13 protein-coding genes are annotated in these 14,217 nt (G+C 52.3%); 4 read left to right on the top strand and 9 right to left on the bottom strand.

Going from position 1 to position 14,217, the window contains the following annotated elements; all coding sequences use genetic code 11:
• The first annotated feature begins 70 nt into the window (after positions 1-70).
• Positions 71-772 (top strand): HAD family hydrolase, encoded by a 702-nt coding sequence (locus PMI41_RS09715; RefSeq protein WP_008124220.1) that lies wholly within the window; start codon positions 71-73, stop codon positions 770-772.
• On the opposite strand, the gene PMI41_RS09710 is transcribed toward PMI41_RS09715, so the two are convergent.
• Positions 773-2,290, bottom strand: coding sequence for an ATP-binding protein (locus PMI41_RS09710; RefSeq protein ID WP_008124217.1), 1,518 nt, complete (start codon positions 2,288-2,290; stop codon positions 773-775). It abuts the gene before it with no gap.
• 102 nt (positions 2,291-2,392) lie between these two features.
• On the bottom strand, positions 2,393-3,421 hold the full coding sequence (locus PMI41_RS09705) for a hypothetical protein (RefSeq protein ID WP_008124214.1): 1,029 nt from the start codon (positions 3,419-3,421) through the stop codon (positions 2,393-2,395).
• Between the two features lie 158 nt (positions 3,422-3,579).
• On the opposite strand from PMI41_RS09705, the gene PMI41_RS09700 reads away from it, so the two are divergent.
• Complete coding sequence (locus tag PMI41_RS09700; RefSeq protein ID WP_008124212.1) at positions 3,580-4,176, top strand: TetR/AcrR family transcriptional regulator; 597 nt, start codon at positions 3,580-3,582, stop codon at positions 4,174-4,176.
• On the opposite strand, the gene PMI41_RS09695 is transcribed toward PMI41_RS09700, so the two are convergent.
• The gene (locus tag PMI41_RS09695) at positions 4,173-5,477 is read right to left on the bottom strand and encodes an MFS transporter (RefSeq protein WP_008124210.1); all 1,305 of its coding nucleotides are present in this window, start codon (positions 5,475-5,477) and stop codon (positions 4,173-4,175) included. The genes PMI41_RS09700 and PMI41_RS09695 overlap by 4 nt on opposite strands.
• A 122-nt stretch (positions 5,478-5,599) precedes the next feature.
• On the opposite strand from PMI41_RS09695, the gene PMI41_RS09690 reads away from it, so the two are divergent.
• On the top strand, positions 5,600-6,184 hold the full coding sequence (locus PMI41_RS09690; protein WP_008124207.1) for a TetR/AcrR family transcriptional regulator: 585 nt from the start codon (positions 5,600-5,602) through the stop codon (positions 6,182-6,184).
• Positions 6,185-6,192: 8 nt separating this feature from the next.
• Here the strand turns inward: PMI41_RS09690 and uvrB are convergent, their stop codons facing one another.
• From uvrB to PMI41_RS09665, 5 genes are all read right to left on the bottom strand, one after another.
• Positions 6,193-9,009 carry an excinuclease ABC subunit UvrB gene (gene uvrB / locus PMI41_RS09685; RefSeq protein WP_008124205.1) on the bottom strand — a complete coding sequence of 939 codons (2,817 nt, stop codon included), beginning with the start codon at positions 9,007-9,009 and terminating at the stop codon, positions 6,193-6,195.
• A gap of 124 nt (positions 9,010-9,133) precedes the next feature.
• The gene (locus PMI41_RS09680) at positions 9,134-10,033 is read right to left on the bottom strand and encodes an HNH endonuclease (protein WP_157179350.1); all 900 of its coding nucleotides are present in this window, start codon (positions 10,031-10,033) and stop codon (positions 9,134-9,136) included.
• A 120-nt stretch (positions 10,034-10,153) separates the two neighbouring features.
• Positions 10,154-10,411: a SemiSWEET transporter gene (locus PMI41_RS09675; RefSeq protein WP_008124201.1), complete on the bottom strand. Its 258-nt coding sequence runs from the start codon at positions 10,409-10,411 to the stop codon at positions 10,154-10,156.
• 111 nt (positions 10,412-10,522) lie between these two features.
• The gene (locus PMI41_RS09670) at positions 10,523-11,692 is read right to left on the bottom strand and encodes an alpha/beta fold hydrolase (protein WP_008124198.1); all 1,170 of its coding nucleotides are present in this window, start codon (positions 11,690-11,692) and stop codon (positions 10,523-10,525) included.
• A gap of 131 nt (positions 11,693-11,823) precedes the next feature.
• Positions 11,824-13,020: a mandelate racemase/muconate lactonizing enzyme family protein gene (locus PMI41_RS09665; RefSeq protein ID WP_008124197.1), complete on the bottom strand. Its 1,197-nt coding sequence runs from the start codon at positions 13,018-13,020 to the stop codon at positions 11,824-11,826.
• 148 nt (positions 13,021-13,168) lie between these two features.
• Between PMI41_RS09665 and PMI41_RS09660 the strand changes: the two genes are divergently transcribed.
• Positions 13,169-13,558 carry an acyl-CoA thioesterase gene (locus PMI41_RS09660; RefSeq protein WP_008124195.1) on the top strand — a complete coding sequence of 130 codons (390 nt, stop codon included), beginning with the start codon at positions 13,169-13,171 and terminating at the stop codon, positions 13,556-13,558.
• Here the strand turns inward: PMI41_RS09660 and PMI41_RS09655 are convergent.
• A complete protein-coding gene (locus PMI41_RS09655) occupies positions 13,555-13,977 on the bottom strand; it encodes a VOC family protein (RefSeq protein ID WP_008124190.1) in 423 nt (140 codons plus the stop codon). The two genes, PMI41_RS09660 and PMI41_RS09655, sit on opposite strands and share 4 nt — an antisense overlap.
• Positions 13,978-14,217 lie beyond the last annotated feature (240 nt).

Below are 14,217 nucleotides of genomic sequence, written 5' to 3'. Positions count from 1 at the left end.
GATAAAAGATGCTTGTCGGCGATTCCGCTGAGCAAGTGTCGATCAGCATTTGAAATTGAAGAGTCTCCTCATGTCACTCCCCATTACGACAATCGGTTTTGATGCAGATGATACACTCTGGCAAAATGAACAGTTCTTCAGATCATCTGAAAAGCATTTTGCCAATCTGTTGGCTCCGTATACCGACATTCCTGATCTGACGGATCGCTTGCTTGAAATAGAAAAAAGAAATCTGGATTCCTATGGATTTGGTATCAAAGGATTTACGCTTTCATTGATCGAGACGGCCGTCGAAGTGACTGAGGGCAAGGTGCCGGCAACAGTCATCGCTGAAATTCTCGATGCGGGGCGTGAAATGCTGCATCATCCGGTGGAGACCCTGCCTTACGTTACCGAAACGCTGGAGCAGCTTACGGAACGTTACAAGCTTGTGCTTGTGACAAAGGGCGATCTTTTCGATCAGGAACGCAAACTGGCCCAGTCCGGTCTTGGTGATTTTTTTGATGCAATCGAGATCGTCAGCAATAAGGATCAAGGCACATATCAGCGTATTTTCAGCAGGCACGGTGATGGAGCTGAGCAGGCTTTAATGATTGGAAACTCACTCAAATCTGATGTCGTACCTGCCATTCAGGCAGGAGCTTGGGGAATATTCGTGCCTCACGAACTCACTTGGGCATTTGAGCATGTTGAAGCGCCGGTGGAGAATCCAAGATTTCGTCAGATTGAACATCTCGGGCAGCTGGCACCGCTACTGGAGGATATAGGCTGATTATTCTGCTGCAAATTGCTCTTGGGCGGAATCGTCGGGCCCATTGGGATCGCCAGCTGCTGTTTCGCAACCCAAATCGGGGAAAGCCACAACGCGGTTTCCTGTGAAGTCGGTTCGGACCACAACTAACCCCTGTTCCTCGAAATAGGTGAGCAGGCGTCGCGCACGACGGGTTGAGTGAGTACCATAGGCCCGGGCTATCGTAGCGTCTGACGGGCAGGGGCTGGCTGTAACCGCTGCCTGTGCCACGATGAAGAATACGCCTTGTACATCGTCGGGCAGGCTTTTTGAAAGCTCCAATGCCTGTTGCCAAGGTTCGCCCTGTGCAGTCTCTCCATCAATTCCAGCTCGCGCAACCGCCAATCTGCGGCGAAATGCAGGAAGCGAAAGTTGATCTCCTGGAACACGTCGTATCCGGCAACGAACCAGAAAGTCCTGATAAAGTACCGCGTCGGTGCGGAATGACGCATCGGGATCGTTGAGCATTTCATGCATGACTGCATCAATGAGGCTGCTGCGTTCAGCTTCGTCGATTTCAGGAAACAACGTTGGTGCTGGCGATTCCGCCTGCGCCATTACCTTGGCTTGCGTCAACTGATTGAGAATGTCCGCTGTCGGCGTAGGGGCGGGCGGTGCAGGTGTCCTGCGTATGACTGTGCGGCGTTCTTCCGGGGCTGGTGTGAAGATCAAATCGCGCGCATCGTCACCCGGCTGCGGAAGTGGCGTAAGCTTTGGGCTGGAAGAGCGAGCGGATGTTTCTACGGCGCCTATCGTAACAGGAAGCGGCCGCCGGGACAGCGCAGGGCCAAGCGCAACAAAATGCCCTCTGGCCAAATCACGGAATTGCTCTGCCTGACGACGTTCCATCCCCAGCAGATCGGCCGCACGCGCCATATCGATATCAAGAAATGTACGGCCCATCAGAAAGTTCGAAGCTTCCGCAGCAACGTTCTTTGCAAGCTTGGCCAATCTCTGTGTTGCAATCACCCCGGCAAGGCCGCGTTTGCGTCCCCGGCACATGAGGTTGGTCATTGCTCCGAGTGAGAGTTTGCGGGCTTCGTCTGAAACTTCTCCCGCTACAGCAGGGGCAAAAAGCTGGGCCTCGTCCACGACAACCAGCATCGGATACCAATAGTCACGCTCGGCATCGAACAGGCCACCCAGAAACGCGGCTGCACACCTCATTTGCTGTTCGACATCAAGCCCCTCAAGATCGAGGACAACCGACACGCGGTGCTGCCTGATACGGGCTGCGATCCGCGTCAACTCGTTTTCCGAGCGCGCACCGTCAACGACAACATGTCCATATTTGTCGGCAAGCGTGACGAAATCGCCCTCGGGATCAATGACACATTGCTGAACCCACTGCGCGCTCTGTTCGAGAAGGCGGCGCAAAAGATGGGATTTTCCGGACCCCGAATTGCCTTGAACGAGCAGGCGCGTGGCCAAAAGCTCCTCCAGGTCGAGCATGGCCTTTGCGCCTGCTGGCGCTGCTCCCATGTCGATGTCGACCTTCATTCATGCTCCAGACTAGAAGTGATTCCGCGCGCGAATTTTCACGCGCGGCTTGTCTAGCATCCCTTTAAGCAGGATGCTCGGGCGTTCTGGTATTTTACGAAATTAACCCACAGGTGGTTTGCTCGTTTCCTGAAAGATCGCACCGAATTCCTTCATTCGATCAACAATGTAATCTGGTTCCATTAGGGAATCTGGCAAGTACAGCCCGGGTTTTACGGGCTCGCCGCCGTGAAGTCCGAGAAGACGCTCCAAACTGAGTGCCACGTGCAGCGCTGTCAGGGGTGCCTGACCCTCAGGATGAACAATGTCCAGCCTCGTTGTAGCGCGTTCGCCAGCGACCAGTTCACCACTTATCTCAATTGCGATTTCCGTTGAGAACGGTTCTCCACGCCGGCGGCTGGCAGATGTGCCGTAGACAAGTCCGATGCGGATGGATTTGGCATTTGTGGCAGTCGAAAGGCTAAGCACGTCCAATGGTGAATAGGCTGTAGATTCTAAGGCCATGCCGTCGATGTCTGTAAATGGTCGCTGCTTGTCATCACCCTTGACCCAGTTCCACCGGCCATTCGTCAGGAGCAATGTATTCGGTGCTGATTCCGTAAGCCGCTCATAATCTGCAAAGGCAGCAGGGCCGCCCATGTCTTCTTCGTCTAAGACGACTGTGATTGAGATGTCTTGAATTGACTTGAACTTGCTTGCAGCCTGAATTGCAGGAAAGGTTGCCGCGCCTGCCAGCCAATTGCTCGCCATCAGTATTGGTGCCGCATTGGGCTTGCTGATAGCCAAGGCCATTTCCGGCCCTACTTCGAAAACGCCGCTTGATACGCTCAGATATGGCAGGCCGTGCAACTGCGCATATTTCATGCTGTTGAGCGTGGAGTCTTTAACAAAAACTGCAATTGCGCTGTAACTGGCATCTTGATTTTGACCAAGATCGGATCGTTCAAGATCAATTTGAGCGGCTTGTGCGTTGCCGATGGCTTCAGCAACCCTTTGTGCCTTGACCAAATCTCGCCCCCCGATTGCGATGGGCAGATCAGGATATAACTGGCGCAGTATTTGGGCCGTTTTTGCTCCGACAACTCCCGATCCGCCAAGGATTAGTACCGGTTTTGTGACGGATGATGACATGATCTCGACTCCTGTTTTAAAGTAAACAATGATGAACGCGTGGCATGCTTCACATATCAACCGCGTTATGTTACTATTAGTAAGTTACTAATAGTAACATTGCAAGGTCTGGAGTTTTTTTGTTTTGTTCTGTCGGTTTGAACTGAAAGGTCGTGTGGATGGGTTTGGCTGGTGCAAAGAAAATGCCCAAGGCGCAGCGCCGTGATCAACTGCTCGCTACGGCATTTGAAGTCGTTCGCAATGAAGGCACTGACGCCTTGACGCTTGGCTACCTTGCTGAGAAGGCAGGTGTCAGCAAACCTATTGCCTATGAGCACTTTGGAACCCGCAGCGGGTTACTGATTGCATTGTTCGAGCAACTTGATCAGCAGCAGATTGATGAACTCGCCATAGCAATTGCAGAAGCACCAAAACGGCTGAATGATGTCGCGCGCGTGTTGAGCAAGGCTTATATGGCTTGCTATCAAACTATTGGGGCGGAGTGGTCGGCTATTTCAGCGGCTCTCAGAGGCGATGAAGTGATGGACGAGATCCATTGCGGTCTTATCGACAGCTATGTGGATCTCTATTGTTCAATATTGGCCCCATATACAGAAATCGCTGCCGATGAGCTTCGCTCGCGTTGTGTTGGAATTATAGGTGCGGCCGAAGCGATTTCACGCGAGATGATACGCGATAAGCTTGAGGAAGAAGCGGCTGCAGCGGTACTGCAGTCGCTCATTGTCACGTGGCTGTCCAATAAGCCCGGCGGCTAGTTAACCGGAACCGTTTCCAATACCGGATTTGGCTTGCCGTGCTTGCTCAATGTCAGCACCAGAAGTGCCGCAATGAGGCATAAAATGCCTGCCACGAAAAACGCAGGCATGTAAGTCTGGTATTCTGTACGCACAAACCCGCCGCCATAGGCTGCCGAAGCCGCACCCAATTGATGGCCAGCAAATACCCAGCCAAAGATCAGTCCAGCTTTTTCGCGGCCAAAACGGTCAGTTGCCAGTTTCACCGTTGGAGGCACTGTTGCGATCCAATCGAGCCCATAGAACATTGCGAACAGCGACAATCCATAGAACGAAAAATTGGAGTAGGGCAGGTACAGAAGTGACAGTCCACGCAGACCATAATACCAGAACAACAGCCAGCGATTGTCTACCCGATCAGAGAGCCAGCCTGAACCTATTGTCCCGAAAAAATCAAAGAAGCCCATCATAGCCAGAACACTGGCAGCCATAACCGGAACCATGCCGAAATCGCCGCACATGGCGACAAAGTGCGTTCCGACAAGGCCGTTCGTGCTAGCTCCGCACACGAAGAAAGTAGCAAATAATACCCAGAAGGTACTGCTGCGAGACGCGTCCTTGAGTGCTAGGAGTGGCATGGTGATGAGTGTAAGAAGTCCGCCTGTGACTGGTGGCGTCGCTACGACTTCTTTATCGCCATAGGCGGGCAGGCCGACATCAGCAGGCCGGTCGCGCATTAGGAAGAACACGGCAATGACTGCGACGATCAGCAAGGCGCAAATCAGCATGATCGCTGTTCGCCAGCCATAGTTCTCGCTGAGCGAGGCCATGAGTGGCATGAATGCAAGCTGGCCTGTTGCTGAGCTTGCCGTAAGCATGCCTAGGGCAAGACCGCGGCGCTCTGTGAACCAGCGGGCTGCAACTGTTGCACCCAAGACCATTGCCGTGAGGCCTGTACCGAACCCTACAACGACTCCCCAAAGCAGGATGAGTTGCCAGATTTCAGTCATTGCAAGCGATGCAAAGAGTCCACCAGTGATCAACACGAGAGCGACACAGACGACCTTCCTGACACCAAAATAGTTCATGAAGGCTGCCGCAAATGGCCCCATCAAACCAAACAGCAGAAGACGGATGGAGAAAGCTGTTGCAATTTCTTTAGTTTCCCAGCCGAACTCTTTTTCGAGCGGGACGATCAACACACCCGGTGCGCCCACAGCAGCAGCGGTGACAAGCATTGTAAGAAATGTGACGGCAACAACCACCCAGCTATAGTGAATGTTGCGCTTTGCCAGAGCGGCTGCGAGCGGATTGGAGATCATGTCGGGTCTTTCAAAAATAGGCCGCAAACAGCCATGAAATTTTAAATGATGGTCATCATGTTTGACTATTCATGACGACCGTCATATATTTTGTCAATAGTTGTTTTGAAGGGGACCGCACAATGCGCGTCAGCAAAGATCAGGCAGCGGAAAACCGCGCCCGTATCATAGAAGTAGCAAGTCAGCAGTTCCGACAAAAAGGTTTTGACGGTATTGGCGTTGCGGATTTGATGAAGAATGCCGGACTGACCCATGGAGGCTTCTATGGGCATTTTGCATCCAAGGACGATTTGATCGCAGTATCCTGCGACGAAGCAATGAAACGATCGGCGGAAAAATGGTCAGCATTGGCGGAGCAGGGGCCAGTGGAAGCGCTTACCGCTATTGTTTCATCTTACCTTGCCAAAAGTCACTCTGGTGGGCTTGCCAATAGTTGTACTATGGCGATGCTTGCACCCGATATTGCGCGTCATGGCGGAGAGGTTCAAACGAACTTTACTGATGGTACCAAGAGGCTGCTCGAGATACTTGCGAGCGTAACCGAGGGTAACTCAGATGCAGATCAGCGTGAGAAAGCCATAGCAACCATGTCTGGCTTGGTTGGCGCTGTCGTTCTGTCTCGGGCCGTCAATGATCCGGCTTTTGCCGATGAAATACTAAGCGCGGGGCGGAAAGTTTTCGGCCCCAACGAAGGCGGCGAACAGTAAGAACAAAATTACCGCCCTGGTCGCCCCGTTTTACCCGGTCTACGCTTCTTACGCGCATCGCTGGCATCCTCATACGAGCCAGCACCTGTTCTTTCCCTGCGGATAATCGTCTGATCGTTGCGATTTGTCCCTGTGAAAGCGGGCTTTTCAGGAACATTGCCCACAACCGGCTTTTCTGTGCGTCCAACCGTCATTTCATCCAGTGAATTCTTGCGGAACACCCCGGGCCCAAGCGGGCGTGTGGTATCACCGCCCATCTCGTCCAGATGTGGTTTGCGGAAGAGCGCCGAATTGGCATCGTTCTCATCCGTAACAACCCGGTGCATAGAGCGTCCAGCGTTGTGTCTACCCTTGGTGCGGCCAGTAACCGGGCTCTCCATTTCTACTTCACGAGCCATTGGATCATCTGAAACTGCAAGTTCCATTTCGCGCAAACGCTTGATTTCATCGCGGAGGCGGGCGGCCACTTCAAAGTCCAGATCATCTGCGGCGTCACGCATCTTCTTCATCAGGTGCTCAAGGTGCGCTTTGAGATTATTACCCATCATTGCGCCTTCTTCGGCAAAGCCGGAGATGTCCGCACGAACATGGTCACGCTCGTAAACACTGTTGAGAATATCACCGATATTCTTCTTGATGCTGGCAGGCGTTATTCCATGCTCAGTATTGTACGCTTCCTGCTTTTCGCGGCGGCGGTTGGTTTCCGCCATCGCACGCTCCATGGAGCCGGTGATGTTGTCGGCATACAGAACGACTTTACCGTCGACATTACGCGCAGCACGACCAATGGTCTGGATCAGTGAGGTCTCCGAGCGCAGGAAGCCTTCCTTGTCCGCATCGAGAATGGCGACAAAACCACATTCGGGAATATCGAGGCCTTCTCGAAGCAAGTTGATGCCAACCAGCACATCAAATGCGCCAAGACGCAAATCGCGCAGAATTTCAATACGTTCCAGCGTATCGATGTCAGAATGCATGTAGCGCACACGAATACCCTGTTCGTGCAGATATTCAGTCAGGTCTTCCGCCATTCGTTTGGTAAGAACCGTTACAAGCGTACGATAGCCCTTGGCTGAAGTCTCGCGGATTTCACCAAGCACATCATCGACCTGTGATTTGGCCGGGCGAACTTCCACCGGCGGGTCGATAAGACCTGTCGGGCGAATGACCTGCTCGGCAAACACGCCTCCAGATTCTTCCATCTCCCATTTGCTGGGCGTTGCAGAAACTGCAACTGTTTGCGGACGCATCGCATCCCATTCCTCAAACCGCAAAGGACGATTGTCCATGCAGGAAGGCAGGCGGAACCCATATTCGGCCAAAGTGGCCTTGCGACGGAAGTCGCCCTTGTACATCGCGCCGATTTGCGGAACGGTCACATGGCTTTCATCAATGAAAACCAATGCGTTGTCCGGGATATATTCAAAAAGCGTGGGCGGCGGCTCGCCCGGCTGACGACCTGTGAGGTACCGGGAATAATTTTCAATGCCAGCGCATGATCCGGTTGCTTCAAGCATTTCAATATCAAAGGTGCATCGTTGCTCGAGTCTCTGAGCTTCAAGCAATCGTCCGGCGGCATTCAGCTCTACAAGGCGGTGCTTCAGCTCTTCCTTGATCGATTTAATTGCCTGATTGAGAGTCGGTCGTGGTGTCACATAATGCGAATTGGCGTAAATTTTGACTGACCGCAGGTCACCGGTTTTCTGCCCCGTCAGCGGATCGAACTCTGTTATTGATTCAATCTCATCTCCAAACATTGAAATACGCCAGGCGCGATCTTCCAAGTGTGCGGGGAAAAGTTCAATCGTGTCACCCCGTACCCGAAATGAGCCTCGGGTAAAGTCCATGTCACGGCGTTTGTACTGTTGGGCAACGAGATCGGCCAGCAATGCCCGCTGATCCAGACGATCGCCAATCTTCATTTCGAAGGTCATGGCGGTATAGGTTTCCACCGAACCAATACCGTAAATACACGACACAGAAGCAACGATTATGACGTCATCGCGCTCAAGTAGTGAACGCGTTGCCGAATGGCGCATACGATCGATCTGCTCGTTGATCGAGGATTCTTTCTCGATATAGGTGTCGGAGCGCGGCACATAGGCTTCAGGCTGATAGTAATCGTAGTATGAAACGAAATATTCGACCGCATTGTTCGGGAAGAAAGATTTGAACTCACCATAAAGTTGTGCGGCCAATGTCTTGTTCGGTGCGAGAATAAGGGCAGGGCGCTGGGTTTCCTCAATGACCTTGGCCATGGTGAAGGTCTTACCCGAGCCGGTTACACCTAAAAGCACCTGCGTTTTATCTTGGTCGCTTACGCCGGATACAAGATCCCGGATGGCGGTTGGCTGGTCACCTGATGGAACAAACTCGGTCTGCATCTGAATGGCAATACCGCCTTCGGATTTGTCCGGGCGCGCTGGCCTATGCGGCTGCCAGGCCGCGCCGTTCTTGAAAAGCGGATTGCCGCTTTCGATAAGGGCAGACAAGGCTGCAACGGTTGCCGTTGCCCCGCCGGGTGCAATGCTTGACGCATCTTCCAAATTGATATCAAGCCCGGCGACGGGATTCAGACCTGCTGCCGCACGCGTTTTGGGGTCTGAAGAACCTCCAATGGACGTGCCGCGGGAAGTTCTGGACGCGTTTGATTTGTCAGCGGATGTTTTCTTCGCTTTGGCAGCTTTTGGTTGTGGCTTTTGGGTTTCTTGCGTGATTTGCGCTGCCCAGTCACCAATTGATCCAGTCAGCGGAGTGCCTTCCAGTTCAGGTTGGGGCGCTTCGCCGAAACCGTCGACGGTGTATTTGTCAGGTGATTTTGCCATAGGCACAATATGGTGAGAGTCTATGCAAATGGGAAGAGGGCTACTCTCAAAACTGCCACCCGTTGCGTGCCTACTGACACAAGGCTGTCAGGAGGCACGCCAGCATCAAAGATTTTGCTCCAGCTCACGGCTGAAAAATATACTCGCGATGGTAGTGCAGGAAGTCGGGATGCGGATGCTCCAACTCGTTCTTGGGCAAAATGATCCTGCCGGACCTATTGATCAGAAGGTCCAGCTTTGTATGGTTGTATCGCGATGAGCTGATTATCCGATAATCCCAATCAATCGAAATAAAGCCTTTGTCGAACAACCAGTGAAAAGTTCGCAACAACGGTATGCCATTGCGCACGCTATCAGGTCCGGAGTCCTTTACGGGTTTGATATGGGCACATTCAATTTCATGGCTCCCGTCAAATGCTGCCAGGGCAATGCCGGTCATTGCGCATTTCCATTCATAGGCTTCTCCGACCGCCTTACTGAACGTTCGATCACGCAAGGCTCGCGATGTCACAAAACGACTTCGGAACAAAAGTTCAGGGGGATCTTCTGCAAAACCAACATATGGTGATGGGTCAACTTTAGGCACGTCATCGATCGATCCAAAGGCGGCTGCCATAATCGCATTGTATTCGTCGACAGAAAGCAGACGTACCCGCTGCTGATTTGCGTGTCGATTCAAGCTTCCGTCGGATTCCTGCATGTTCTGTTCGTAGTAAAATCTAGCTGTCGCTGAAGGTGATGCAATACTGAAAGGTACGCTTGGAAATTCGCAGAACTCGGTGAGTCTGGCTACGGAATGGCTGTTACTACCGGAGGCCGATTCAATGGCAACCACGCGGGCTGTCGCAAAGTATCCTGCTGTTCGCCTGTGTCGATCACCTGCCCGTCGTGCGGGATGATAGTAAATGATCCAGTCGTTCATTGCGGCCTTGACCAGAGGAAGATATTTATTCTCAAAATAGAAAACCTCGTGAAGTGAGGTCGAGTTCGCTTCATTGGACTTGATTTGGAAGATTGCAGGCATGCGATTGAAATTCACCTTTTGAAACATTGGTCTGTCTCAAAATGGCGATCTCAAATATGAAGCGAAACTCACCCGGAATTGTATTTTGTATCGTTGTGCAATTGAGGATGGTGGGAATCTTCAGCCGTAGCGAATCTTCAAACCGAGAATTGTCAGGATCAGCAAAAGCGTCATTCCGTTGGCTGCCATCACAGGCCACGAGACAATCATGATGCCATAACAGAGCCAAAGAAATACGCCCAAGGCCAATGTAATATTGGTCACGAGAGAAATGCTCGCCGTGTCTCTATATTTGACAATTTTTATGATCTGGGGAATCCAGCCCATGGTTGTAATCACAGCAGCAAGGCTGCCAATGAGCTCAATGTGAATCGGCACGGCGCGATACTTTCAAAAGAGATTGTCTGCAATTGATATATGAGAGGATTCACCCTGAAAATACAGCGGAATCGTGGCGTTTATCGCCGAGGCCGCAATAATTTTCCTCTGTTAACGAACGACGCCAAGAAGTCGGCCCGGCAAGTATATGACCAGGGAGGCTGCGCCTGTTATGACAGAGGTGCCGTCTGCCAGAACGGCCTGCCCCGTAGACCGCTCATCGCCAGCCAGAACGCGCTCTGAAAGCTGTCCGCTGCGGGCCATGTTCATAAGTGTCGGAGAGCTGGCAAAAACACCATGTGCGCCACCATCGAGATCCGAAGCATCCAGCACAACAATGCCAAGTTTCTGCAGTATCGGAATACTGGACCCATCGCCGACGCGGGGGTGCCCACCGACGATCCGTCCGGATACATTCAGAGCCCTGTCAGCGCGAGAAACCAAAACGGTGAAAGGCCTTGGCAATTGCCCGATATCAGCGACTTGTGCCTGAAAAACATCGATATCAATGTCGGGAGCGGCGAGCATAACGCCGGACATTCTGCGGAATACAGCCTGCTGCCCATTCTCTGCCAGCTCACGCAACGCTTCCATGACCACAAAAGAACCCATGGAATGGCCGACCAGCAGAATCTTGCTGGCTTTTGTCTTGGCGGCGAGTCTCAAGGTTTCCGCCAGTCCATCACGACCGAAAGTTGCGCTGTCACGGTCATAGACATACAGACCCAGCGAGCCTGCAGACGGCCATGAGTAATGGACGGTGACAGCGGGGATGCCAAAATCGTAGCTCATCTGGGCAGCGCGAAAGACACTGTCTGCAAAATTGTTGTTGTATCCGTGCACAAAAATGAAAAGCTCGCGCTGATTGGCGGGACGCTTGGCAAGTTCAGCGTTGATCCTCTCAACCCAAGCATTGCCGCTATCGTAGGGTTGGAAGGTTGTTGCGGCAAAGTTGCGCGCAGGATTGGGTTTGGTCGTGGATTTCTCAACCTGCCCGTTTTTGTGGGTAGGTGGAATGCCAATGTCAATACGAGAAAAATTGAGCGTTGGTGACCGTTTGGCCGAATAGGGCAAGGACAGATTGTCAGAGCGCTCACGGCTGGTCGCAACAAAGACGGGCACCACGGCTTTGGGCCCGGTTTTGTCGTTAAGAACCGGAGCAGGGATGGCTGCATTTGCCTTCACCACACCTGTTTCATTGAGGCCGAGTACTGCACGTCCGCCACAGCCAGCCAAGACAAGCATGAGAAGCAATAGTGCCGACAAGCGCGAAAGTGTCATGGTTGAACTCCGGACTACCATCCTTGAGCTTCAAACAGCATTTGAAGGTCACTGCAACTTAAATCCCTCTTCCCCCCGCTCTATTTGACGTAGGGCGTGACAAATTTTCAACATACGTAGTTTGCTGAATTTCAAACGATCAAAGGATCACGTCCCATGTTGAGGTGAAGTTCGTTTCCTTCATAGGCGTGAGATTCGGCGACTTCTTCGTTCAATTCAACGCCAAGACCGGGCTCGGACGAGGGGACAATGTAGCCATTTTCCCACTGGATGGGTTTTTTCAGTATTTGTGCGTGAAATCCCCCAAAAGCCTGAATGCACTCAAGGATCAGGAAATTCGGGCTGCATGTCGCCAGTTGAATATTGGCCGCTCCAACGATTGGCCCGCAATAAAGGTGGGGAGCGATTTGCGCGTGAAAGGTCTCAGCCATCCCAGCGATCTTTTTTGCTTCGAGCAAACCACCCACGCGGCCCAGGTTCATTTGCAGAATATTTGCCGCGCGATTCACCAGCAGCCTCTGAAATTCATATTTCGTTGTCAGGCGTTCACCGGAAGCGATCGGGATTGAGGTATGTTGCTGCACAAAACCCATATTTTCCGGCATATCGGGTGGTACCGGTTCTTCCAGCCATAAGGGATCATAGGGCTCCAGGCGTTTTGCCAGGCGCACGGCACTTGTGGGCGTCATTTGTCCATGGGTGCCGAAAAGAAGATCAGCTTTTGAGCCAACCGCTTCTCGGACAAGGCGCACGAATTTTTCGCCAAGGTCCAATTGCTCCAGAGAGAGTTGGCGGGGATCGAACGATGTATAAGGAGCCACGGGATCAAACTTCACTGCCGTATAGCCGTCGGCAACATATTCGGCAGCTCGCTCAGCGGAAGCTTCAGCATTCCAATATATATCCGAGGTCTCGCCAAGCGCCGGCTTTGGGTAGATGTAAGTATAGCTACGCAGTTTTTCGTGAACCTGCCCACCGAGCAGTTGATAAACAGGCTTGTCAGCTTCCTTGCCGATGATATCCCAGCAGGCCATTTCGAGCGCTGACACCGCGCCCATGACCGTCACGTCCGGACGCTGGGTAAATCCACCGGAATAGGCGCGGCGGAAGAATTTCTCGATATGGTGCGGATCTTGGCCAACAAGCCAGCGCTCGGCAATATCTTCGACGACCTTCCGCATGATTTGCGGGCTGATTGTCGAATTATAAGCCTCGCCATACCCGACAACTCCAGAATCAGTGGTCAACTTGACGAAGAGAAACCACGTGCCTCCAAATGAAGGGGGTGGATTGCCGACAACGAAGGTTTTGACATCGGTGATTTTCATGGCTTCTCCAGACATTTGCCTTACAAGAGACTATGCGAGGCTTGACGCAATGCAGAAACCGCGTAACGACCCGGGATATCAGGTTTCCGACAGTTTATTGTGGGAGCCTTTATACAAATAGACCACGAAATCGCCATGGAGGCCGCAAATGACCGAACTTACCAAGCCCATCGGCGAACTGACGCTTCGCACACTCGCCATGCCGGCCGATGCTAATGCGGCCGGGGACATTTTCGGTGGCTGGGTGATGGCGCAGATGGATTTGTCCTGCGGTATCCGGGCAGCTGAGAGGGCACGCGGACGTGTCGTAACTGCTGCTGTTAAAGAGATGGCATTCGCCAAACCGGTCAAGATTGGCGATACGCTCTGCATTTATACGCATATCGCGCATGTCGGGCGTACATCCATAACGCTCAAGGTCGAAGCTTGGGCGCAACGCTATCTTTCAGACTTGATGGAGCGGGTGACCTATGCCGATTTCATCATGGTTGCACTCGACAAAGAAGGTCATCCCACGCCTGTTCCAGCAGAACTTTAACCCTGACTGCCGATCATATATTTATCCCAGAAACCAGCTTCTGCTTCGATTTGTTCAACCACGTCGATCCACAATCCTGACGGATCGTGGAAACCGAAGCGTCGCTGGCCGAATGGCTCATCGGTAAGCGGGTATTCAATTGTCAGTCCGGTAGCAGAAATCTGCTCGAATGTAGCCTTGGCGTCATCAACCTGCAGTTCAAAGCACATGCCGGTTCCGCTGAAGCTTTCTGAGCCGGGAGGCGATGATGGGTGGTCCGGGGTCATGAAGGCGATGGAGGCCGAACCGTCTTCCGCACACAGCCACGAGAACCAGGTGCTGTCGAAGCCACTGACAAAACCGAGATGCTTGATCCAGAAATCGCGGCACGCTTCCTTTCTGGCAGTTATGATAATCGGATAACGGTCAGTAAAGCTCATTATTTCCTCCAGATTTTGAGATTCGGAAGTATTTAACAGGACGTGTGAAAGCTAAGGCAAGCCCCATTTGTCAGGAATGGAAAATAGGAATAAGTTCTCAGCTGAGAACTTGGATGTAGGCATTGTGGACGCGGAATGCCAAACCTGATGACAGGCGATATAGGGTCTGCAATAACGGATAATCGGAAGATTCCGGACCGAAATACTACCATAAGTTGCAGAAATGAAGCGATAATGCTC

It is taken from the genome of Phyllobacterium sp. YR531 (assembly GCF_000282595.1).
In the GTDB taxonomy this organism is placed as follows: Bacteria; Pseudomonadota; Alphaproteobacteria; order Rhizobiales; family Rhizobiaceae; genus Phyllobacterium.
Note: the sequence above shows the minus strand (reverse complement) of the source record. Positions and strands in the feature narration are given on the sequence as shown.